This window comes from Nocardiopsis algeriensis (genome assembly GCF_014203695.1).
In the GTDB taxonomy this organism is placed as follows: Bacteria; Actinomycetota; Actinomycetes; order Streptosporangiales; family Streptosporangiaceae; genus Nocardiopsis; species Nocardiopsis algeriensis.
The window spans coordinates 457485-480430 of sequence record NZ_JACHJO010000003.1 but is presented as its reverse complement, the minus strand read 5'-3'; the positions used below and the strand labels follow the sequence as shown (position 1 = coordinate 480430).

General features: G+C 72.6%; 19 protein-coding genes. All 19 read right to left on the bottom strand.

The genetic code is table 11. From position 1 onward, the window contains the following. Positions 1 to 22: 22 nt before the first annotated feature. The 19 genes from FHS13_RS06605 to FHS13_RS06515 all read right to left on the bottom strand — a co-directional run bounded on the left by FHS13_RS06605 (position 23) and on the right by FHS13_RS06515 (position 22944). Positions 23 to 940 (bottom strand): sirohydrochlorin chelatase, encoded by a 918-nt coding sequence (locus tag FHS13_RS06605; RefSeq protein WP_184289101.1) that lies wholly within the window; start codon positions 938 to 940, stop codon positions 23 to 25. Between the two features lie 154 nt (positions 941 to 1094). Next, positions 1095 to 1697, bottom strand: coding sequence for a GTP-binding protein (locus FHS13_RS06600; protein WP_184289098.1), 603 nt, complete (start codon positions 1695 to 1697; stop codon positions 1095 to 1097). Next, the gene (locus FHS13_RS06595; protein WP_343064924.1) at positions 1678 to 2187 is read right to left on the bottom strand and encodes a DUF742 domain-containing protein; all 510 of its coding nucleotides are present in this window, start codon (positions 2185 to 2187) and stop codon (positions 1678 to 1680) included. Before FHS13_RS06595 ends, FHS13_RS06600 begins: the two co-directional genes overlap by 20 nt. Then, a complete protein-coding gene (locus tag FHS13_RS06590; RefSeq protein WP_184289095.1) occupies positions 2184 to 2618 on the bottom strand; it encodes a roadblock/LC7 domain-containing protein in 435 nt (144 codons plus the stop codon). The genes FHS13_RS06595 and FHS13_RS06590 overlap by 4 nt, the downstream gene beginning before the upstream one ends. A gap of 1 nt (position 2619) precedes the next feature. Then, complete coding sequence (locus tag FHS13_RS06585; RefSeq protein ID WP_184289090.1) at positions 2620 to 5070, bottom strand: nitrate- and nitrite sensing domain-containing protein; 2451 nt, start codon at positions 5068 to 5070, stop codon at positions 2620 to 2622. Between the two features lie 226 nt (positions 5071 to 5296). Continuing rightward, positions 5297 to 6715, bottom strand: coding sequence for an argininosuccinate lyase (argH, locus tag FHS13_RS06580; protein WP_184289087.1), 1419 nt, complete (start codon positions 6713 to 6715; stop codon positions 5297 to 5299). 61 nt (positions 6716 to 6776) lie between these two features. Beyond that, the gene (locus tag FHS13_RS06575) at positions 6777 to 7316 is read right to left on the bottom strand and encodes an arginine repressor (RefSeq protein ID WP_184289084.1); all 540 of its coding nucleotides are present in this window, start codon (positions 7314 to 7316) and stop codon (positions 6777 to 6779) included. Then, entirely contained in the window at positions 7313 to 8251 is a 939-nt protein-coding gene (gene argF, locus FHS13_RS06570; RefSeq protein WP_184289082.1) for an ornithine carbamoyltransferase, read from the bottom strand. The genes FHS13_RS06575 and argF overlap by 4 nt, the downstream gene beginning before the upstream one ends. Next, positions 8248 to 9459: an acetylornithine transaminase gene (locus tag FHS13_RS06565; protein ID WP_184289079.1), complete on the bottom strand. Its 1212-nt coding sequence runs from the start codon at positions 9457 to 9459 to the stop codon at positions 8248 to 8250. Before FHS13_RS06565 ends, argF begins: the two co-directional genes overlap by 4 nt. After that, a complete protein-coding gene (argB, locus tag FHS13_RS06560) occupies positions 9456 to 10433 on the bottom strand; it encodes an acetylglutamate kinase (RefSeq protein WP_184289076.1) in 978 nt (325 codons plus the stop codon). Before argB ends, FHS13_RS06565 begins: the two co-directional genes overlap by 4 nt. Beyond that, on the bottom strand, positions 10430 to 11212 hold the full coding sequence (locus FHS13_RS06555; protein WP_184289073.1) for a bifunctional ornithine acetyltransferase/N-acetylglutamate synthase: 783 nt from the start codon (positions 11210 to 11212) through the stop codon (positions 10430 to 10432). The genes argB and FHS13_RS06555 overlap by 4 nt, the downstream gene beginning before the upstream one ends. 18 nt (positions 11213 to 11230) lie before the next feature. Further along, positions 11231 to 12259 carry an N-acetyl-gamma-glutamyl-phosphate reductase gene (gene argC / locus FHS13_RS06550; RefSeq protein WP_184289070.1) on the bottom strand — a complete coding sequence of 343 codons (1029 nt, stop codon included), beginning with the start codon at positions 12257 to 12259 and terminating at the stop codon, positions 11231 to 11233. A gap of 558 nt (positions 12260 to 12817) precedes the next feature. Further along, on the bottom strand, positions 12818 to 14269 hold the full coding sequence (locus FHS13_RS06545; RefSeq protein WP_184289067.1) for an NAD(P)/FAD-dependent oxidoreductase: 1452 nt from the start codon (positions 14267 to 14269) through the stop codon (positions 12818 to 12820). A gap of 166 nt (positions 14270 to 14435) precedes the next feature. Beyond that, positions 14436 to 14915 carry a MarR family winged helix-turn-helix transcriptional regulator gene (locus FHS13_RS06540; RefSeq protein WP_184289064.1) on the bottom strand — a complete coding sequence of 160 codons (480 nt, stop codon included), beginning with the start codon at positions 14913 to 14915 and terminating at the stop codon, positions 14436 to 14438. Between the two features lie 170 nt (positions 14916 to 15085). Beyond that, complete coding sequence (locus FHS13_RS06535) at positions 15086 to 16309, bottom strand: aminotransferase family protein (protein WP_246404757.1); 1224 nt, start codon at positions 16307 to 16309, stop codon at positions 15086 to 15088. Positions 16310 to 16729: 420 nt separating this feature from the next. Further along, positions 16730 to 19216 carry a phenylalanine--tRNA ligase subunit beta gene (gene pheT / locus FHS13_RS06530; protein WP_184289058.1) on the bottom strand — a complete coding sequence of 829 codons (2487 nt, stop codon included), beginning with the start codon at positions 19214 to 19216 and terminating at the stop codon, positions 16730 to 16732. Next, positions 19216 to 20334: a phenylalanine--tRNA ligase subunit alpha gene (pheS, locus tag FHS13_RS06525; RefSeq protein WP_184289055.1), complete on the bottom strand. Its 1119-nt coding sequence runs from the start codon at positions 20332 to 20334 to the stop codon at positions 19216 to 19218. The genes pheT and pheS overlap by 1 nt, the downstream gene beginning before the upstream one ends. A 192-nt stretch (positions 20335 to 20526) precedes the next feature. Then, positions 20527 to 21705: an ATP-binding protein gene (locus FHS13_RS06520; protein WP_184289052.1), complete on the bottom strand. Its 1179-nt coding sequence runs from the start codon at positions 21703 to 21705 to the stop codon at positions 20527 to 20529. Between the two features lie 384 nt (positions 21706 to 22089). Continuing rightward, the gene (locus FHS13_RS06515) at positions 22090 to 22944 is read right to left on the bottom strand and encodes a TrmH family RNA methyltransferase (RefSeq protein ID WP_184289049.1); all 855 of its coding nucleotides are present in this window, start codon (positions 22942 to 22944) and stop codon (positions 22090 to 22092) included. Positions 22945 to 22946: the final 2 nt, after the last annotated feature.

Sequence of the window (22946 nt, the reverse complement as noted above, 5' to 3'; positions counted from 1 at the left end):
TGTTCCTCCGGGCGGCTCGCCCTCAGGACTCCGGCCGGTGGCGCGAGCCCACCGGCGCGGGCAGCTCGTCGACCGTGGGCGGCTGCTCCACACCGAGCGAGTTGAGGATCTCGGCGTAGCGCAGCGCGGCGATCTTGCCCAGCAGGCCGTCCGCACCCAGGGGTGTACCCAGCCGGGCACCGAAGCGCTCGGCCAGTGCACCCAGCTCGTCGGCGGGCAGTTCGGGCCCGAGCGCACTGGGTGCGATGACAGGACGCCGGCAGCCGCCCTGGCGCAGCTGTTCCACGGTCTGCCCGATCGAGGCCTCGCTCTCCAGGTCGGCGGGCAGCACGGTCAGACCGAGGCGTGCGGCCAGCAGAACCGCGGTGACCCCGGCCGCGCCGACGGCCCCCTCTCCGCCGACCGCGCCCACCACGACACCGTCGGCCATGCTGGTGTCGCGCGCGACGACGCTGATCAGACGCATGCGGTCGGCACGCACGTAACCGGCCTCGGCCAGACGCAGGTGCAGAGCCTCGGCGAGCATCGGGTGCGGACCCAGGCCCTCGCTGACCCGCACGGAGGCGCCGGAGGCCGCGACAGCGGCCTCGATGGCCGCGGAGACCTGCTCGTGCGGTGCGGTGACCAGCGGGACGACGACGCCCGAGAGGGGGCTGTCGTCGTCGCCGCTCAACTCCGCCAGGGCCTTGGCGAGGGACTCCTCGTCGCCCTCGGTGTGGCCGTAGCTGACGGACACCTCGGGCCGGTAGGCGCGTACGAGATCGGCCATCCGGGCACCGACCGACTCACCGTCGGCGCCTCTGGCCTGGTCGGCCGGGCCCGGGACCGCCATGATCAGCGCGGGCGTGCCGAACCAGTTGTCGAAGGACAGCGGGTTGCGGTGGCGGCCGGAACGCCGCTTGGGCAGTTGGCGTGGGGGAAGTCGGTCAGAGTTTCGCATACCAGGATTCAGATGAGAGGCGGATGGAGTGCCCGCTCGGAAGCAATGGTCGTTGCCGCGTCATTGTAGCGCTGTGCCATATCCACGGGCGTGTCCCACGAACGGTACACCTGGTCACCCCTCGTGCGGCGGTCTGGGGTGCGGGCCGGCGGGGTCATCCGCTCAGGGCGGGGCTGCGGCCGCGGATCACGTGGGTGACCAGTTCTACCAGCACGTCCCTGCTGGACTCGCGGTCGCGGGCGTCGGCAAGGACGATCGGTACCTCCTCGGGAACGTCCAGTGCCTCGCGCACCTCCTCGGTCCGGTAGGCGGTGGAGCCCTCGAAGCGGTTGACCGCCACCACGAAGGGCACCCCTCGGCGCTCGAAGAAGTCCACCGCATGGAAGCAGGTGTCCAGGCGCCGGGTGTCGGCGAGGACGACCGCGCCGAGTGCGCCCTCGGCGAGCTCGTCCCACATGAACCAGAAGCGGTTCTGCCCCGGGGTGCCGAACAGGTACAGGACCACCTCGGGGCTGACCGTGATGCGGCCGAAGTCCATGGCGACGGTGGTGGTGCTCTTGTCCTCAAGCCCGCCCAGGTCGTCGACCCCGCAACTGGCCTCGGTCATCACCTCCTCGGTGCTGAGCGGGGCGATCTCGCTGACAGAGCCCACCATGGTGGTCTTGCCCGCGCCGAACCCCCCGGCGATGATGATCTTGACGGCCTGGGGGATCGGTTCCTGCCCGTGCGTCGTGGTCTCAAAGTCTGCGGATGCCATCGAGTACCGCCTGGAGCACTTTCTTGTCGGGGAGCTGGGTGACGGGCACGGCTGCCCTGGTCCGGATGTCGCCGTCGGCGAGCAGGTCGCCCAGGATCACCCTGACCACGGTCAGGGGGATGTCGAGGCGGGCGGAGATCTCCGCGACCGAGATCGGTCTGCCGCACAGTCTCAGGATGGCCTCCCGCTCGGGTTCGGCCACCTGTTCCTGACGGCCTCGGGCAGCGACCACGATGGTGATCAGGTCCAACCGCGGACCGCTGCCGCAGGGTCTGGTGCGCCCCCGGGTCATCGTGTAGGGGCGGACCAGGGGACCTTCGGGCGCGTCTCCGCTCAGCACACCCTCCGAGGGCCCCTCCGACGTGGGGTGGCCCCGGCCGCGGTGCCACGGCGCCTCCTGGGCGGGCGGGAAGAGGTCCGCGCCCTCGAACCCCTCCGTCTCCGGAGGACTGACCGTCCCCGAGCGTCCCCGCTCCTGCCTGCCTGTCACGAGCTCCCACCTCCCGTCGCCGTCAGCTGCCCTGGCCTGCGCGGTGGGGCGGTGAGGAACTGTCCCACCCTCTTGACCCGCAGGTTCATCTCGTAGGCGACCATGCCCACATCGGCGCTCTCCTCGGCCAGGACAGCCAGGCAGGCGCCCTCACCCGCCGCGGTGACGAAGAGGTAGCAGTGCTCCATCTCCACGACGGTCTGCCGGACCTCCCCGCCACCGAAGTGCCGCCCCGTTCCCCGGGCCAGGCTCTGGAACGCCGAGGCCACGGCCGACAGGTGCTCGGCCTCCTCCGGCGGAAGTTCCCGGGAGCGGCCGATCAGCAGTCCGTCGGCCGACAGCACGATCGCGTGCGCGGCTCCAACGACGCGGTCGACCAGGTCGTCCAGAAGCCAGTCGAGATTGTCCGCGGCCTTGCTCTTGCCCACCATGTCAGTCGCTCTCTCCCGTGTGGTCGTCGGCGGCGGCGCCGACATCGTCACTGGTGTGCTGGTGTCCGTGGCCGTCCGCGTCGATGTCGGCGGCGCGGCCGCGGCGGGTGCCCGAGCTGAAGGCGTCCATCAGCTTGCGGGCCTGTTCCGGGCTGCGTTCCCGGGCTCCGGGGGGACCGCTGTCCGCGTCCTCCGACGGGGGATCCTGTCTGAGCTGGGGTACGAGGCTCTCCTGGCGTCTGCGCCGCGGCAGCCCGGGGCGCCCCGGGGCTGCGGCGGCATGTTCCCGGGACACCGGCTCCGGCCCGGAGAGCAGGTCCTGCTGCTCCACCGCCTCCTCGATGTCGGGAACCTGGCGCAGCAGGGGCGTGCGGGGCACGTGCCCCGCCTCGTCGGTCTCCTCGCCCGGGTCGGGGGGCACGGGCCGCAGATGCGGCCGGGTCCCCTCGGAGGGGGCCGCGCCCAGGGCCGCGCGGGCCCCGGTGCCGGCGCGCCCGGTCGGCCGGGGCCTTTCGGGAAGGGCGACGACGAGTGCGTCGGGGATGAGCACCACGGCACGGGTCCCGCCGTAGGCGGAGGGCCGCAGCTGAACCTGGATGTCGTGCCTGACGGCCAGGCGGGCGACGACGAACAGGCCGAGGTGGGCGTCGGTGCCCGGTGCCATGACGTCGAACTCGGGGGCCTTGCCGAGCGTGGCGTTGGCCCTGGCCAGCGCGTCCTCGGCCATACCGAGCCCGCGGTCCTCGATCTCCACGGCCACGCCCCTGGGCACGGACTCGGCGGAGACCGTGACCTCGGTGTGCGGGGGCGAGTAGGCGGTGGCGTTCTCCAGCAGCTCGGCGAGCATGTGGATCACGTCGGCGACGGCGGCCCCCGTCAGGGACAGCTCGGGCACGGCGACGAGGCGGATCCGGGCGTACTCCTCGGTCTCGGAGACGGCGCCGCGCAGGATGTCGACGAGCGGGATCGGCTTGCGCCAGCGCCGTCCCGGCCGGGAGCCGCCCAGGATGATGAGGTTCTCGGCGTGGCGGCGGCCCCGGGTGGCCAGGTGGTCGAGCTGGAAGAGGCTCTCCAGCAGGTCGGGGTCGTCCTCCTCCCGCTCGACACGGTCGAGGAGCTGGAGCTGGCGCTGGATCAGGGACTGGTTCCGGTGGGCGATACCGAGGAAGACCCGGTTGACGCCGGCCCGGATGTCGGCCTGCTTGACCGCGGCGCTGACGGCCGTGCGCTGGGCGATGTTGAAGGCGTCGGCGACCTGGCCGACCTCGTCGTCGCCGTGGTCGAGCTGCTTCATCTCCTTGTCCAGGTCCACGCTCTCCCCCGCCTCCAGGCGTCGGACGATGCGGGGCAGGTCGGTGCGGGCGGTGCCCAGGGTCTCGGCGCGCAACCGGGCGAGCCGGTTGGTCAGCCGCCCGGCGGAGCGGGCGGAGACGCCGTAGGCGACGGTGCCCGCGAACAGGGAGGCGATGCCGCCGCCGAGGGCGAGGGTGAGCATCCAGGAACTGGCCTCCTCCGCCGCGGTGACCACGGAGGCGGCGCGGGCCCCGGTGATACCGCTCAGCTCGGCGTTGACCTCGTCGGCGCTCTCGCGCCAGCCGTCGATCTCGGCGGGAGGTGCGGTGCGTCGCCCCTGCTGCGGTGCGCCGGGAGCGGTCGGGGGCTCCTCGTGGGCGGCGACGGCCCCGGCGATGGCGAGGGCCTCGTTCCAGACCCGGCTCTCGGCGAGGGTACGGGAGGTGGCGGTGTCGTCGGAGGCGCTCCCGGGATGGACGGTGCCCACACGGTGGCGCGCGTCGTGCACCAGAGCGGCGATCTCGACCTGGTCGGCGCGGGTGAGGCCGTCCCGGACCTGTACCGAGCTGATGAGGGCGTCGGCGTGGCTGAAGCTCTCCTGGGCCCACATGAGGTCGGTGGCGGCGGCGGCCTCCGCTGCGGCGAAACCGTCGTCGAGGGAGCGCGCGGTACCGGCGTAGATGCCGATCCCCTGCCCGATGGCATCGGTGTAGGCCTCCATCGCGGCGTCGGGGAGCCCCGGCGAGGCGAGGTTGTCGCCGCGCATCCGCCCGACCTCCTCCAGAGAGGTGAAGAAGTTGCCCGTGAGGGCGCGGCTGGCGGGGTCGTCCAGGTCACCGAGCCGGTCGCGCAGGACGGCGAGGGTCTCGACCTCCTCCTCCGTGGCCTGCCCCGCCTCGACGAGGGCGGCGTGGGTCTCCGGCCCGGGCGCGGCCAGGTACTCGGCGCTGAGCCGGCGCTCCTCCTGGAGGCCGGTCAGGACGGCGGCGAGCTGCATGCCCGCCCGGCCGTGGCCGACCGAGGCCCGCAGCGACAGGGCTTCCACGAGGGTCGCGGTGCTGAGCACGGCGAACAGGGCGAGGAAGGTGATGCTGGGTATCAGGACGATCCTGTTGAGCTGCGCCTTGATACCGCGGCGGCGGCCTCCCGGCTTCCCCACTTGTGCTCCTCCCACGGACTGGTCGCGGACACCTTTCGGGGGTGGCTCCCGGCGCGGCCCGTCACCGTGCGCGCCGAAATGAGCACTCGTGGTACCCGCGGATTCAGGACGCTACCGCACTCGATCGGTGCTTGCCGGGGAATCAGGAAAATCCGCAGCCGTCCGCGGAAAAGGGAAAGGGCGCCCCGCGGCGGCTGCCGCGGGGCGCCCTGGGCGCTCTGTCCGTCTAGGCGGAGAATGCCCGGCGGTTCTCGTCGATGGCCGAGCGCAGGCGCTCCAGCTGCTCGGCGACGCGTACGGGGGCGGTGCCGCCCCGGCCCGCGCGGGAGGCCAGGGAGCCCTCGACGGTGAGCACCTCGCGCACGGCCGGGGTCAGGTGCGGCGAGATCGCGGCGAGGTCCTCGTCGCTCAGGTCGGGCAGATCGGCCCCCCGCTCCTCGCACACCCGCACGCAGGTGCCGGCGATCTCGTGGGCCTCGCGGAAGGGAACGCGCTCGCGTACGAGCCACTCGGCGATGTCGGTGGCCAGGGAGAAACCCTGGGGGGCGAGTTCGGCCATGCGGTCGGTGTGGAAGACCAGGGTGGCGATCATGCCGGTCACCGCGGGCAGCAGCAGGTGGAGGGTGTCGACGGCGTCGAACACCGGCTCCTTGTCCTCCTGCAGGTCCCGGTTGTAGGCGAGCGGGAGCCCCTTGAGGGTGGCGAGCAGACCGGCGAGGTCGCCGATGAGGCGGCCCGCCTTGCCCCGGGCCAGCTCTGCGACGTCGGGGTTCTTCTTCTGCGGCATGATCGACGAACCGGTGGAGAAGGCGTCGTCGAGCGTGACGAAGGAGAACTCCTTCGTCGCCCACAGGATGACCTCCTCCGAGAGCCGGGACAGGTCCACGCCGACCATGGCGGTGACGAAGGAGAACTCGGCGACGACGTCGCGCGCCGCGGTGCCGTCGATGGAGTTCTCCACCGAGGCGGGAAAGCCCAGTTCCACGGCGACCGCCTGCGGGTCCAGGCCCAGCGAGGAGCCGGCGAGCGCGCCGGAGCCGTAGGCGGACACGGCGGCGCGCCGGTCCCAGTCGCGCAGCCGCTCGACGTCGCGCAGCAGCGGCCAGGCGTGCGCCATGAGGTGGTGGGCGAGCAGCACGGGCTGGGCGTGCTGGAGGTGGGTGCGCCCGGGCATGGCCGCGCCGGGGTGGGCTCCGGCCTGGTCGGCCAGGGCCTCCACCAGGTCCAGGAGCAGATCGGCGATCTGCCGGGCCTCCTCGCGCAGGTACATGCGGATGAGCGTGGCGATCTGGTCGTTGCGGGACCGGCCGGCGCGCAGCCGTCCCCCCAGCTCGGGGCCGACCCGCTCGATGAACCCGCGCTCGAGGGCGGTGTGCACGTCCTCGTCCTCCAGGACGGGGGTGAAGGCCCCCGAGGCCACGTCGGCCTCCAGCCGGTCCAGACCCTCGATCATGCGGTCGAGCTCGCCGTCGGTGAGCAGCCCGGCGCGGTGCAGCGCCCGTGCGTGCGCGCGCGATCCGGCGATGTCGTGGCGGGCCAGGCGCCAGTCGAAGTGGGTGCTCAGCGACAGCCGGGCCAGGGCCTGGTCCGGTCCGCCCTCGAAGCGGCCTCCCCACAGGCGCAGCGCCTCGGGCTGGTCGGGCATGGTGTGCTCTCCTCGGGGTGGTGCGGTGTGCGGGGCCGGTCGGCCCCGCACGGCGTCGTGCTCACGGTCTGCGGTCGGCCAGCCGCAGGAGGGCGGCGGCCAGTTCCTCCCCGCCCCGGGGGTCGCGGGAGATGACCAGGATGGTGTCGTCTCCCGCGATGGTGCCCAGGATGGCGTGGAAGTCGGTGTGGTCGATGGCGGAGGCCAGGTACTGCGCCGCTCCGGGGGGTGTGCGGACGATGACCATGTTGGCGGAGGCCTCGGCGGAGACGAGGAGGTCCTCGGCCAGCCGGGCGAGGCGGGCCCCGGAGGCCTCGGCCAGGTCGAGGGTGTCGGGGCGGGTGCGCTGGAGACGCTCGCCGCCCTCCCCCGGCAGGACGTAGGCGAGGTGCCCGTCGGCGGTGCGCAGCTTGACCGCGCCCAGTTCGTCCAGGTCCCGGGAGAGGGTGGCCTGGGTGACCTGGACACCGGCCTCGGACAGGCGCTTGGCCAGGTCGCTCTGGGAGCGGATGTCCTCCCGGGTGAGGACGTCGGTGATGCGGGCCTGTCTGGCCGCCTTGGTCATCGGGGCCGTGGCCTGCCCCTCGCCGTTCGCCGTCATCCGCCCTCCGGGGTCTCGGCGGCCTCCAGGAGGAAGGCGAGCAGGGCCTTCTGCGCGTGGCGGCGGTTCTCGGCCTCGTCCCAGACCACGCTCTGGTGGCCCTCGAGGACGTCGGCCGCGATCTCCTTGCCGCGGTAGGCGGGCAGGCAGTGCAGCACGATCGCCGCGGGGTCGGCGGCGGCCATGAGGGCCTCGTCGACGATGTAGGAACCGAAGGTGGCCAGGCGCTCCGCGGCCTCGTCCTCCTGGCCCATGGACACCCAGGTGTCGGTGGCCACGACGTCGGCGCCCGCGGCCGCCTCGCGCGGGTCGGGAGTGACGGCGACCGACCCCCCGGTCCGCCGGGCGATCTCGGCGGCGCGTTCGAGCACGGCCGGGTCGGGGGTGTAGCCCTCCGGGGCGCCGATCCGGACGTGGAGCCCGGCGGTGGCGCCGCCCAGCAGGTAGGAGTGGGCCATGTTGTTGGCGCCGTCCCCGAGGTAGGCCAGGGTGAGCCCGGCCAGGGTGCCCTTGTGCTCGCGCACGGTCTGCAGGTCGGCGAGGATCTGGCAGGGGTGGAACTCGTCGGTGAGCGCGTTGACCACGGGGACGGAGATGTGGGCGGCCAGGGTCTCCAGGTCGGCCTGGGCGAAGGTGCGCCACACGACGGCGGCGACCTGGCGCTCCAGAACGCGGGCGGTGTCCTCCAAGGGCTCGCCCCGGCCCATCTGGGTGCTGCCGCCGTCCAGGACGAGCGGGGTGCCGCCGAGGTCCGCGACACCGACGCCGAAGGACAGGCGGGTGCGCGTGGAAGGCTTGTCGAAGAGGAGCGCGACACTGCGGGGGCCCTCGAGCGGGCGGTGGCCGAAGCGGTCCTTCTTCATGGTGTCGGCGAGGTCGAGCACCCGGGCCTGCTCGGCCGGGGTGAGGTCGTCGTCGCGCAGGAAGTGCCTCATGACTGCTTCTCCTTGGTGGCGGCGGCCTCGGCGGCGTCCAGGACGGTGGGCAGCGCCTCGATGAACACGCCGATCTCCTCGGGCGTGATGACCAGGGGCGGGGCGATCCGGACGGCGTCGGGGGTGACGGCGTTGACCAGGAAGCCGCGGACGGCGGCCTGCTCCTGGACGTGGGCGGCGTGCGGGGCGGTGAGCTCCAGGGCCCGCCACAGGCCGCTGCCGCGCTGGCCGGCCAGGAGGGGGTGGTCGAGGGCCTCGAGCTGTTCGGCGAGGAGATCGCCCACGACGGTGGTGTGCGCGAGCAGGCCCTCCCCCTCGATGGTGTCGAGGACCGCGAGCGCGGCGGCGCAGGCGACGGGGTTGCCGCCGAAGGTGGAGCCGTGGTCCCCCTTGCGGAAGGCGTCGGCGTAGCGGCCCAGTCCGACGCAGGCGCCGATCGGCAGGCCGCCGCCCAGGCCCTTGGCCAGGGTGAGGACGTCGGGGCGCACCCCCTCCGCCTGGTGGGCGAACCAGGCTCCGGTGCGGCCGATGCCGCTCTGGATCTCGTCGAGGACGAACGCGGCTCCGGTGGCGTCGCAGATCTCGCGGACACCGGCGAGGTAGCCCTCGGGGGCGGGGACGACACCGGCCTCGCCCTGGACGGGCTCGGTGAACACGGCGACGCAGTGCTCGTCGACGTTCTCGCGCAGGGCGTCGAGGTCCCCGTGGGGAACGAAGCGGACCTCCGTGCCGAAGGGACCGAAGGGCTCACGGATCGCGTCCTTGCCGGTGAGGGCGAGGGAACCGGAGGTGCGGCCGTGGAAGCCCTTGCTGGAGGCCACGTAGTAGTGGCGGCCGGGAGAGGCCGCGCGCTTGACGAGCTTGAGGGCGGCCTCGTTGGCCTCGGTGCCGGAGTTGGCGAAGAAGACCTTGGCGTCGCCGCCGACCAGCGCGACGAGCCGCTCGGCGAGCTCGACCTCGCGTTCGTGGACGAACAGGTTGCTGGTGTGGGCCAGGACGGCGGCCTGACGGGCCACGGCGGTGACCACGGCCGGGTGACCGTGGCCGAGGACGGAGACGGCGATGCCGGCGATGAGGTCGAGGTACTGGCGGCCGTCGGCGTCGTAGACCTCGCAGCCCCGGCCGTGGGAGAGGGCGATCGGCGGAACGCCGTAGGTGGGCATGAGCGAGGCGGCGAAGCGCTCGCGCAGGTCGGAGCTGCTGGTCACGTGCGGCCTCCGTCGGTGTCGTTGCGGGCGTGGTTCCGGGGCTGCGGTCCGTTCCCCGAGAGCAGGGCTGCCTCCAGCTCCTCGTCGGCGACCATGGTGCCGACACCCTGGTCGGTGAAGACCTCCAGGAGCAGGGAGTGGGGGACGCGCCCGTCGATGATGTGCGCCTGGGGGACTCCGCCCCGGACCGCGGTCAGGCAGGCCTCCATCTTGGGGAGCATCCCCGAGGCGAGGGAGGGCAGCAGTTTCTCGAGTTCCTCGACGTCCAGTCGGCTGATGAGCTCGGTGTTGGCCGGGTAGTCGGCGAACAGGCCCTCGACGTCGGTGAGCATGATGAGCTTGCCCGCGCCGAGCGCGACGGCCAGGGCGGAGGCCGCGGTGTCGGCGTTGACGTTGTAGACGCCGCCGTCGTCGGCGCGGGCGACGCTGGAGACGACGGGGATGCGGCCGTCGGCGATGAGGGCGGCCACGGCACCGGGGTTGACCTCGGTGACCTCGCCGACGCGTCCGATGTCGACGCTCTCCCCGTCGATCTCGACGCTCTTGCGCTCGGCCACCAGGAGGTTGGCGTCCTCGCCGGACATGCCGACGGCGAAGGGCCCGTGCCGGTTGATCAGGCCGACGATCTCGCGGTTGACCTGGCCGGTGAGGACCATGCGGACGATGTCCATGGCCTCGTCGGTGGTGACACGCAGTCCGGCGGTGAAGGTGGACTCCACGCCGGAGCGGTCGAGCATGGCGCTGATCTGGGGCCCGCCGCCGTGGACGACGACGGGTCGCAGGCCGGCGTAGTGGAGGAAGACGACGGACTCGGCGAAGCGGACACGGAGCTCCTCGCTGACCATGGCGTTGCCGCCGTACTTGACCACGACGGTGCGGCCGTGGAAGCGGGAGAGCCAGGGCAGCGCCTCGATGAGGTTGGCCGCCTTGTCGATGGCCCCGGTGTGGTCACCGGGGGCGGATCGCGCGATCACGGGTTCTGTCCCCTCTTGTGCATGGTGGCGGGGTCGGCGTCGATCTGTGCGGCCAGGTCCGCGCACACCTCCGTGAGGAGGGCGGCGAAGTCCTCGGGCCGGGGAGCGGTTCCGCCGGCGCCGCTGGCCATGAGCAGGACGGTGTCGTTGCTGCCGGTCAGCGGGGCCAGGGTCGCGGCAGCGGCGGCGGCCAGCAGCTCCTGGCACTGGTCGGCGGTGAGGTCGGCGTCGGTGGTGAGGACGCACAGTCCGGTGGACAGCGAGGGGTCGGGCCCCTTGGCCATGGCGCCGAGGGTGTAGCCCCCGCCGCGCCGGAAGGCGATCTTGGCGACCGTGTCCGTGGTGCGTACGGCGTCGGCGGCGGCCAGCCCCCCGCTGCGGGAGAGCTCGGCGATCGCGGCGGTGACGCCGCCGCGCAGCTCCTCCAGAGGAGGCCGGACCCCGACCGGCCCGGCCGCGCACAGGGCGATCTCGGCGGCGGAGTCGCCGAGCCGTCCGGCGGTGTGCTCGGCGAGGGCGTGGGCGTCCTGGAAGCCGAGGTGGCCGGTGCCGGTGTTGGCGCATCCGGAGTTGAGGACGGCGGCGCGGACACGGCCGCCGGCGACGACCTGGCGGGTCCACAGGGCAGGCGCGGCCTGGTTCTCGCCGCTGCCGAGGACCGCGCCGGCCGCGCGGGAGGGACCGTCGTTGACGACGACGGCGACGTCGAGGGCCCCTTCGGGACCGATGCCCGCGCTGACGCCCGCGGCTCGGAAGCCCAGCGGTGCGGTGACGCTCACGGTGTGCCTTTCCAGTGGTTACGGGGCGACCGCGGCGAGCGGGAGACCGGTGGTCTCGGGCAGGCCCAGGGCGAGATTCGTGCTCTGGACGGCGCCGCCGGCGGTGCCCTTGGTGAGGTTGTCCAGGGCGGCGACGGCGACCATGCGCCCGGCGTCGGGGTCGACGGTGACCTGGACGAGGGCGGTGTTGGCGCCGAGCGTCATGGCGGTGCTGGGCCAGGTCCCCTCCGGAAGGAGGTGGACGAAGGGCTCGTCGGCGTAGGCGGTCTCGTAGGCGGCACGCACCTGGTCGACGGTGGCACCGGGCCGGAGGGGTGCGGTGCAGGTGGCGAGGATGCCGCGGGGCAGGGGCGCCAGGACCGGGGTGAAGGACAGGCGGACCGGTTCGCCGGTGACGGCGGTGAGGTTCTGGACGATCTCGGGGTTGTGGCGGTGGGTGCCGCCGACTCCGTAGGGGGTGAGGGCCCCCATGACCTCGCTGCCGACGAGGTTGGGCCTGGGCGCCTTGCCCGCGCCGGAGGTTCCGGTGACGGCGACGACGGTCAGGTCGGGCTCGACGAGCTGCTCGGCCAGGCCGGGGAACAGGGCGAGGGTGGCGACGGTGACGTGGCAGCCCGGGACGGCGACCCTCCTGGCCCCGGCGAGGCGTTCGCGCTGCCCGGGCAGCTCGGGCAGGCCGTAGGGCCAGGTGCCGGCGTGCGGGGTGCCGTAGAAGCGCTCCCAGGCGGCGGCGTCGTTCAACCGGAAGTCGGCCCCGCAGTCGACGACGAGGACGTCGTCGCCGAGCTGCCGGGCGATGTCGGCGGACTGCCCGTGCGGCAGAGCGAGGTAGACGACGTCGTGGCCGCGCAGCTCCTCGAGGGTGGTGGGGGCCAGGACGCGGTCGGCCAGCGGCAGCAGGTGCGGCTGGTGCGCTCCGAGGCGGTCCCCGGCGCTCTTGGCCGCGGTGAGGGCGCCGATCTCCATCTCGGGGTGGCCGAGCAGCAGGCGCAGCACCTCGCCTCCGGCGTAGCCGCTGGCTCCGGCGATCGCCGCGCTGTAACCCATGGTGGTTCTCCCCCTCGATCCTCTCCGACTGAACCATCATGCACTGGACTGCAAATTTATGCAAGCCGCCCGCCGCCCGGCCCGTGAGGAAGCGGTCCGGGAGAGTGTGTGACGACAGCTCGGGAGGCGCGCCCGGGACATGTGCGGCACACCCGGAAGGCGACCGTGACCCGCACCCATCGCGGACGGCGGACCGTCCGTCGACACCGCACGTTCCCCGGGACCGCCCCGACCTGGGTTTCGGCACCGCCGCTGGGCCGTCCGCATGCTCCTGCGGGTCCGAGAGCACGCTCCCGTGGGGAAGAGGTCCGCTGCGAGGGCGGCCGGAGAAGGCAGCCCAAAGCGGGAGCCTCCCCTGCCCGGCGGAGCGCACCGTCCACAGCATCCGACGGTCGACCCGCGACACCGGCTCCTGGGCACCGGATCGCACACGAAGGTGTACAGACGCCCGGCCGCCCGCTCCAGGTTCCGTTCGAGGCCGGGGGCACAGGTCTCGGGAGTTCCCGTGCCCTGCGGGGAAGGCCGGACGCAGGTCCTCAGGACAGGCCCCCAGCCGGTTCAGCGGCCGGAGAGCCGACCCGCGATGCCGGCGAGGCGGGAGGTGCGGGCCTTCTCCTCAGGGATCTTGGACTCGCGGCGGTCGGCGCTCCGGTAGAGGCCGCGGACGACCTGGGTGCCGACCCAGCGCAGGGGCTCGGGCTCCCAGCCGCGGGACTGGTGGCCCACCCAGGGCAGGCGGGTCAGGTCGGTGTCTCGGCGCAGGACCAGGTCGCGCAGGGTCCGGCCGGCGAGGTTGCTGGTGGCCACGCCGCTGCCGATGTAGCCCCCGGCCCATCCCAGACCGGTCTCGGTGTCGAGGTGGACGGTCGGGCTCCCGTCGCGGGGAACACCGAGGACCCCGGACCAGGCGTGCTCGACGGGTACGTCGGCCACGTCGGGGAACATCCGGGTGAGCGCGCGCCACAGCTCGGCGATGCTCTGGGGCTGGGTGGCGCCGTCCCCGTCCTCCCCTGAGCCGAGGCGGTGGGGCACGCTGCGGCCGCCGATGGCGATGCGGTCGTCCGCGGTGCGCTGGGCGTAGACGTAGGAGTGGGCGCTGTCGCCGAGAACCTCTCGGCCCTCCCAGCCGATCTTGTCCCACACCTCGGCCGGCACCGGTTCGGTGGCGATCATCGACGATCTCATCGGCTGCCAGTCGCGCCGGCGGCCGTGCAGCGCCGAGGTGAAGCCCTCGGTCGCGCGGATGACGTGGTCGGCGTACACGGTGCCGTGCTCGGTGACGACCGCGGGGCGGGAGGCGCCCTGGCGGGGGCGGATCTCCTCGACGGCGGTGCCCTCGAAGAGGGCGACGCCCAGGGCCTCGACGACGCGGGCCAGGCCGGTGACCAGCTTGGCGGGCTGGACGCGGGCGGCGTGCGGCGAGTAGGCGGCGGCCACGGCCCCCTCCACGGCGATGTCCGGCTTGTGGCCCTCTTCCAGCATGTGGATGTCGTCGGGCCAGTAGCCCCATTCCTGGAGGTACTCGATGTCCTCGACCAGGCGCTCGCGCTGGGCGGCGTTGGTCGCGACCAGGCGCATGCCGCCCTTGACGATGTCGGCGTCGATCCCCTCGGCCCCGGCCACGGAGACGACCTCGTCGACGGTGCCCATCATCGCGCGCTGGAGGGCGATCATGGACGCCTTGCCGTAGGACTGCGCGTAGCGCTCGCGGGAGCCGGCGAACTCGGCCGACAACCAGCCTCCGTTGCGCCCGGACGCCCCGTATCCGGCGAACTCGCGCTCCACGACCGCCACGCGCAGGTCAGGCTGGGCCTTCTTGAGGTAGTAGGCCGTCCACAGCCCGGTGTACCCGGCCCCGACGATGCACACGTCGTAGTCCACCGTGCCCGGCAGCGGGTCCCTGCGTTCAGGAACACCCGTCTCGCGGAACCAGAAGGAAACCGCGCCGTTGGCGAAGCGGGTGGACCGGGGGATCGGCCTCAATTGCGCGGCAGTGGTGAACAGTCCCATCAATTCCCCCCGTGCATGTCCGCCGGGAGACCGTGCTGCTCGGTCTCCGAACACTCGCCAAACTACACGGAGAGGGACAGTGGTAGGTCTTTTTCCGCACTTTCGTACGATTACGGTCTGCCAACAGGGGCTTTTCGACTACACGGGGTGTTGAAAGGGAAGTTCCTCAGCAGACCGCGCTGTCACGGAGGGTTCGGGCGATCTCGGCCAGCTGCCGGACCCCCTCCGGCCCCAGGGGCGCCAGGACGTGCTCCCGCAGCCGCTGGACGTGCTTGACCCGGGCCCGGTCGATGAACTCCACACCCTTGGGCGTGAGGGAGGCGTAGACGACGCGGCGGTCGGAAGCGCAGTTCTCGCGTACGAGGTACTCTTCGCGCTCCAACCGGTCGGCGAGCTTGGTGAACCCGCCGGTGCTCAGGCTGACCTCCTTGGCCAGGCGGCTCATCGGCAGTCGGTGGCCCGGCGTGCGCTGGAGTCGGATGAGCACCTCGAACCAGGGCCCCGCCATGTCCTTGCCCCCGGGGGTGATCCCGTTGAGCAGCCTGGGCTGCACGTTGTTCATCGCCTCGTGGAGCAGGCCCCAGGCGGTGATGAGGTCGTCGTCGTTCAGAGTGCTGTCGGTGTGCTCGGTCTCCTGCGCGGTCATGTCCGTCCCCGTCGGGTTCCGGGCGAGCAGCTTCGCGCATCTCACCCATAAGAAGTATCTTCCCGGTAAACATTACCCGACGGTCTTTTGTTCCGGCAGTCCTCGACCGCCTCGGATGGACACGGGGCCGCGCCGGTTCCGCCGCCGGAGCGGCGGAACCGGCGGACCCGTCAGCGACTCGACACCGCGTCGAGCGAGGCCGCCAGCGTGGAGACCAGGTGGTCGATCTGCTCCCAGGTGATGATCAGCGGCGGCGACACCAGCAGCGCCCTCGGGACCGGCCGCAGCACGACGCCCCGGGAACGCGCCTCGGCGAACACGTCGGCCGTGGTGATTCCCCGTTCGGTCAGGGCCTCCTCGGTGAGCTCCACCGCCCCCATCACGCCGAGGCCCGAACGCACCTCCGCCACCAGCGGGTGGCCGGCCAGGGTGCGCAGCGCCCCGTCCAGGTGGCGCTCGACCTCCAGCGCCACGGTGAAGAGGTCCTCGCGTTCCAGGATGTCGAGGTTGGCCATGGCCGCCGCGCATGCGCTGGGGTGCCCGGCGTAGGTGGTCCCGTGCATGAACGGGTTCCCCTCCCGGTTCCAGAACGGGTCGGCGATCCGGCCGCTGACCACGACACCGCCCAGCGGCACATAGCCGCTGGAGACGCCCTTGGCGAAGACCACCATGTCCGGGGTCACCCCGAACCGTTCGATCCCGAACCAGTTCCCCATCCGGGCGAATCCGCAGATGACGCTGTCGACGACGAACAGCACGCCGTACCTGTCGCAGATGCGGGCCACCTCGGTGAAGTAGTCGGGCCCGGGCAGGTACACACCGCCCGCACCGACCACCGGTTCGGCGAAGAAGGCGGCCACGTTCTCGGGGCCCACCCGGAGGATCTCCGCCTCCAGGGCCGCGGCCGAGTCGTGCGGGACCACCGAGGTGTCCTCGAGCAGCCGGCCGTACCCCGCACGGAACCTCTCCATACCCGAGATGCTCGTGCCGATGCCGTGCAGGCCGTGGTAGCCCCCGGTCCGGCTGATCAGATGGGTCTTCTCCGGCTTCCCCGTCACGGCCCAGTAGCGCCGGGCCAGTTTGGCCGCGGTGTCGATGGACTCCCCTCCCCCGCAGGTGAGGATCACCCTCGGGTCCGCGACAGGAGCGTGCGCGGCCAGCCGCTCGCTGAGTTCCAGGGCGGGGAGGTTGGCGAAGTCCCCGTACACCGTGTAGGAGTCCAGCAGGGTCATCTGCCGGTGGACCGCGTCGGCGATCTCCCGCCGTCCGTGGCCGGCGTTGCAGTACCAGAGGCTTGCGGTGCCGTCCAGGTAGCGGTCCCCGGAGGAGTCCCACAGCCACACGCCCTCGGCGCGGGCCACCACGAATTCGGGACCCCTGCTGACCGTGTTCATGTCGCAGAAGGTGTGCCAGAGCCGACCGGGTTCCCCGGTCCGGCGGGCGGCAGGTACTGACGAGACAACCGTTTCGGTCATAGGGCGACCTCCGAGCCGTGAGACGTGCGCGTGTGCGCAGCAGCAAAAAGGCTGTGTCGACCTGCGTCCGGGCGCCCGTAGGAGCAGGTCCTTGCAGGCTAGGTGTGACCCCCGCCTCACAGCAAGAGACAAAACGATTTTTCATCCCCGGAAACACGAACGTCATGCGCGCTACCCGGGCCCGCAGGCTTCAAAACACCTGATACGCAGGAAGAACACGGCTGAAAAAAATCTTTTCCGCAGCCTTCCGAACGGAGCTTTCGTGTCGGAGGGGCCGCTTCCCGGCCCCGAAACGCAAGGGCCGGCCGCCCCCGGAGGGACGGCCGGCCCGCGGGGCGGTCAGGCGCGCATGGACGCGCCCGTGCGTTCGGCCGCCGCGGCGACGGCGGCGTCGCGGGCGGCGCCCGCCTCCTCCGCGGTCAGGGTGCGGTCCCCGGCGCGGAAGCGCAGTGTGAAGGCCACCGACTTGCGGCCCTCGCCCACCTGGTCACCGGTGTAGACGTCGAACAGGCGGACGCTCTCCAGGAGTTCGCCCGCGCCCTCGGCCAGGGCGGCGCTGATCTCACCGACCGGCACGGAGGCGTCCACGACCAGGGCGACGTCCTGGGTGGCCACCGGATAGGTGGACACCTCGGGCGCGGTCGCCGGGGTGCGCGCCCGCTCGATCCGATCCAGGTCGACCTCCATCGCCGCGGAGCGCTCGGGCAGCCCGAAGGCCTTGACCGTGCGCGGGTGCAACTCACCCGCGTGGCCCACGAGCACGCGCTCTCCGTCGACGCGCGCGTACAGCGCGGCGCAGCGGCCGGGGTGCCAGGGGGCGTGCGCGTCGGCCTCCACCTCCAGCTCCACACCCGCGGTGAGGGCGACCTCGCGGGCGGCCTGGACCGCGTCGGCCCAGGTGGCCTCGCGGCCCGGCCCCCACCAGCCGGCGCGTTCGAAGCCCCCGGCCAGCACCGCGGCCACATGGCGCGGCTGCTCGGGCAGGGCGGCGTCGATGCGCGCCAGCTCCTCGGCGGAGGGGCCGCGGTCGACCGGGAGCAGCGGGGCTCGCCCGCCACCCGGCCTGGGCCGGTAGACCAGACCCGTCTCGAACAGGGACACGTCGGAGAAGCCCCGGCCCACGTTGCGGGCCAGTGCCTTGAACAGGCCCGGCAGCAGTGTGGTGCGCAGCAGCGGCTCCTCGTCCCTCAGGGGGTTGGCGAGGCGCAGCGAGTTCCGGCGCGCGTCACCGGCCGCCAGCTGGAGGCCGTCGAGGTCGCGCTCGCCCACGAAGGGGTAGGACAGCACCTCGTTGTGTCCGGCGGCGGCCAGGGCGCGGCCGACGGCGCGGCGCAGGCGCTGGCCCGCGGTCAGTCCGCGGCCCGAGGCCCGCGGCCGGATCGAGGGGATGTTCTCGTAACCCTCGAACCGGATGACCTCCTCGGCGAGGTCGTTGGGGTCGGTCAGGTCGGGGCGCCAGGTGGGCGGGGTGACGCGCAGGGCGGTGCCCTCGGCCTCAACCTCGCAGCCGATCGCCTCCAGCCACGTGCGCGCGGTGCCCTCGGGGTAGTCGACGCCGGCGACGGAGCCCGCGTGGGACTCCTCGACGACGATCTCCGTGCGCTCGGCGGGGTGGACGACATGGGTGTAGCCGGGCTCCACGGAGGCACCGCCCAGCTCCGCGAGGAGCTCGACCGCCCGGGTGGCGGCGGCCAGCTGGACGGCGGAGTCGACACCGCGCTCGAAGCGGCGGGAGGACTCCGACGACAGCTGGTGGCGGCGCGACGCGCGGGCGATGTGCATCGCGTCGAAGTGGGCGGCCTCGACGAGGACCTCGGTGGTGGTCAGGGAGATCTCCGTGGTGGCGCCGCCCATGACGCCGGCGATGTTGACCGGGCCGCTGTCGTCGGCGATGACGATGTCGTCCGGGTCCAGGGAGCGCTGGACGTGGTCCAGGGTCTCCAGCTTCTCCCCCGGCGCGGCCGCGCGCACGCTCAGGGCGCCCTGGAGGGCGGTGCGGTCCCAGGCGTGCAGCGGCTGGCCGAGCTCGAGCATCACGTAGTTGGTGACGTCGACGGCCAGGGAGACGGAACGCACGCCGCACTGGTGCAGGCGCCGCTTCATCCACAGCGGACTGGGCGCGTCGGGGTCGAACCCGGTGGCGCCGCGCAGGACGTAGCGGCCGCACAGCTCCGGGTCGGTCTCGGCCGGGTGGCCCTCGCCGGCGGGCGCCGCCACCTCGACGTCCGCGGGGTCGCGGAAGGCCGTTCCGTACAGGGCGGCGGTGTCGCGGGCCACGCCGCGGATCGACAGGGCGTAACCGCGGTCGGGTGTGACGGCGATGTCGAGCACGTCCTCGCGCAGGCCCAGCGGGCCGATGGCGTCCTCGCCGACCTCGCCGAAGCCCTCGGGCAGCACGATGATGCCGCTGTGGTCGTCCCACAGGCCCAGCTCACTGGCCGAGCAGATCATGCCCTCGGACATCTTGCCGTAGGTCTTGCGGGAGCCGATGCGGAAGCCGCCGGGCAGCTCCGCGCCGGGCAGGGACACCACGACGAGGTCGCCCTCGGAGAAGTTGCGGGCTCCGCAGACGATGTTCTGGGGCTCGCCCGTGCCGTTGGCCTGCCCGACGTCCACCTTGCAGTAGCGGATGGGCTTCTTGAAACCGGTGAGCTCCTCGATCTCGAGCACGCGGCCGTAGACGATCGGGCCGGTCAGGTCGGCACCGAGCTCGTCGACGGTCTCGACCTCCAGGCCCGCCAGCGTCAGCCGCGAGGCCAGGTCGCGTGCGGTGGTGCCGGCAGGCAGGTCGACGTACTCCCGCAGCCAGGAAAGGGGGACGCGCATCAGTTCTCACTCCCGAACGCCGAGGTGAAGCGGATGTCGCCCTCGACCATGTCGTGCATGTCGCGCACACCGTGCGCGAACATCAGTGTCCGTTCGATTCCCAGCCCGAAGGCCCAGCCGCTGTAGACCTGCGGGTCGACGCCCGCCGCGGTGAGCACACGCGGGTTGACCACGCCGCAGCCGCCGATCTCGATCCATCCCTCGCTGGAGCAGGTGCGGCAGGGCGCCTCGGGGTCGCCCACCGACGCCCCGCGGCACACGAAGCACTGCATGTCCACCTCGGCGGACGGCTCCGTGAACGGGAAGTAGGAGGCCCGGAACCGCGTCCGGAGGCCCTCGCCGAAGAAGGTCTCGACGAAAGCGTCGATGGCCCCGCGCAGGTGCGCCATCGTGATGCCCTTGTCCACGACCAGGCCTTCCAGTTGGTGGAAGACGGGGCTGTGGGTGGCGTCGAGCTCGTCGGTGCGGAAGGTCTTGCCGGGGGCGACCACGTAGACCGGCAGTTCCCTCGAGACCAGCGCCCGGATCTGGACCGGGGAGGTGTGGGTACGCAGGACCATGCCGCTGTCGCCGCCGTCGGGTCCCTCCACGAAGAAGGTGTCCTGCATGGTGCGGGCGGGGTGGTCGGGCTGGAAGTTGAGGGCGTCGAAGTTGAACCACTCGGCCTCGACCTCGGGCCCCTCCGCGATCTCGAAGCCCATGCCGACGAAGACGTCGGCCATGCGTTCGGCGACGGTGGTCAGCGGGTGGCGGGCACCGCGCGGAGCGCGGTCCCAGGGCAGGGTGACGTCGACGCGCTCCTCGACGAGGACGCGCTCGTCGCGCTCGGCCTCCAGGACGGCCTGGCGCTCCTTGAGCGCCTGGCCGACGTCGCGGCGGGCGCCGCCCACGCGCTTGCCCGCCTCGGCCTTGGCGGCCGGGGGCAGGGCGCCGATCTCCCGGTTGGCCAGAGCCAGCGGGGAGCGGTCCGAGGCGTGTGCGAGCCGGACCTCCTTGAGTTCTGCCAGGTCGCGGGCGGCCTCGACGGCGGCCAGCGCCTCCTCGCGCATGCGGGCGACCTCGTCGGGGTGCAGGGGGGTCACCTCGACCGGATCGAAGGAATTGTTCGGTGCAGACATAGTTGGTTGCCTCGCCGCTCAGCCCCCGCACGGAGAAGGCACGGGAGCGCACGGCAGTCACGGTCCGCCGGAGGCGGACCAAGCCGACAGGAAAAGCACAGGCAGGATGTCGGGCGGTGCCCGGGGGATTCTCCGCTGCGGGATCCGGACACGCCGTGAAGCCCACCGGGGGTGCTGGAGGGTCTGACGTGCTCAGACGAACTCGGGCGCCCCGGCGGGCATGGTAAATCGGAACTCGGCACCGCCGCTGGGGGCGCGTCCCACGGTGATCGTGCCGCCGTGGGCCTCAACGAGGCCCTTGACGATGAACAGCCCGAGGCCGGTCCCGCTCCGGCGCTTGCTGCGCCAGAACTGGCGGAAGACGCGCGGAATGGTCTCGGGCGCTATGCCCTGGCCCTCGTCGCGCACCGACACCGCTGCTCCCTCCTCACACGGCTCGATCACGATACTGACAGTACCAGCGCCGTGCCGTACCCCGTTTTCCACGAGGTTGGTGACGATCTGCTCGATCTTGTCCGGGTCGAGCCACATCTGCGGGAGCTCACCGCGGGTCTCGACCCGGAAGCGCTCCTCCGACTCGCCCGCGGCGACGCGACCGGCGACGACCCTGCGCACGGCCTCGGTGAGGTCGACCACCTGGCGGCGCAGCTCCAGGCGCCCCGACTCGATGCGGGAGACGTCGAGGAGGTCGTGGATGAGGCGGGTCACGCGGTCGGCATCGGCGTTGACCGTCTCCAGCATGAAGATCTTCTGCTTCTCGGTGAGCCGCTCCCATTTGGTGAGCAGCGTCGAGGTGAACCCCTTGACACTGGTCAGCGGGGAGCGCAGCTCGTGGGCGACCTCCGAGACCAGGTCGGCGCGGCTGCGCTCGGCCCTGGTGGAGGCGTCCCTGAGGGTGACGACGAGGCGGACGAGCTCGCCACCGGGCCGGGCGCGCACGTAGCGGGCCGCGACGAGGATCTCCCGCTCGTCGGGCAGGTAGACGGCGCGCTCGGTCTGGCGGGTGCGGGAGCGGTCGCCCCCGTAGGGATCGCTGGCCTCCCACCAGTCGTTGCCGTCCGCCCCCACCAGGGGCAGTGCGGCCCGGTAGTCACCGCCCAGGGCGCTCTCCGCGGGAATTCCGGTCAGCTGGGCGGCCTGGGCGTTGAAGAGGACGACCCGGCCGCGCGCGTCGGCCACGAGGACACCGTCGGGCAGGTCGTCGGCGTGCAGGGAGGCGTTCCCCGAGACGGCGGAGGCCCCGTCGATGTCCCACAGGGAGGCCTGGGACCGCCCGGTGCCGCCTCCGGCGCCGTCGGCCGAGGGGGTGCTGCGGGGAAGTACCGCTCCCCCGCCCTCCACCGGGTGATCCACCTGCCGGCCGCTGCCCACGCCTCTCTCCGCTCCCGTTGAAGGTCCACGACCGCAGGCCTCGTGCCGAGGACCGCTGACCGGTGGTGACACCACCCGTGGACGCCACCGCAGGTTGTCTACCCTGCACTTACACCTGGTACGCCTTGCCCCGGGATACGGACGCCCGACAGGAGAGCGTAGGAGTCCTCCTCGCCCCGTGCCCCGGGAACAGGATTCGACGGCCCGCCCGCGCGGTACCCGTTCACGAAACAGTGCCCAGTCTGCCGGACGGGGACGGGCCGCTCGGCGTCCGACCCGGAATACGGGTAAGGCCGAGCAGCGGTCGCGCGCGAAGGTGCCCGACCGCTGTGATCCTGCTTCTTCGACCCTATCGGCACTCAGGCCGCGTGCACGTGCATTTGGCTAGGAAGGTGCACGGCGCCTCTGCTGGCGCGCGGTGGTGTAGAGGCACACCGCGGCCGCAGTGGCCAGATTCAGGCTTTCGGCCCCGCCGTAGATCGGAACGCTGACCGCTCCGTCGGTGAGGCGGACGGTCTCCTCCGGCAGCCCCCAGGCCTCGTTGCCGAAGACCCAGCCCACCGGGCCGTCCAGATCGCCGCCGTCGGCGACCTCGTGCAGGTCCCGGGTACCGCCGCCGTCGGCGGCCCAGACCCGCGCACCCTGACCGCGCAGGAAATCGACGGCGCTCGCCGCGGAGGCGCCCACGACGACGGGAAGGTGGAAGAGGCTTCCGGCGGAGGCGCGCACGCACTTGCCGTTGTAGGGATCGACGGAGGCGTCGGTGAAGACGACCACGTCGGCGCCGGCGGCGTCCGCCGTGCGCAGCACCGTCCCGGCGTTGCCGGGGTCGCGGACGTGGGAGAGGACGACCGCCAGCCGGATGTCGCCGATGCTCTCGAGGGGGACGTCGACGAACTCGCAGACGGCGATGACGCCCTGCGGGGTGACGGTCTGAGTCAGCTCGGACATCACATCCAGGCTGACCCGGTGGGTGGGGACACCCGCCGCGTGGGCGGCGTCCACCAGGTCGCGGTGGCGTTGCACGGCCTCGGCCGTGGCATACACCTCGACGACCCCGGGGGCGGCCCCTCTGTACGGGGACCGCCCCTGGCCGCTCGCCGCGGCCAGGGCCTCACGCACTGCCTGGGGCCCTTCGGCGAGGAAACGTCGCTCGCGTTGGCGGAAGGTGCGCTTGGCGAGCCGCCGAACCCCCTTGATCCTGGGTGAGCGGATACTCGTGAACTCGTGGCTCGCCATCG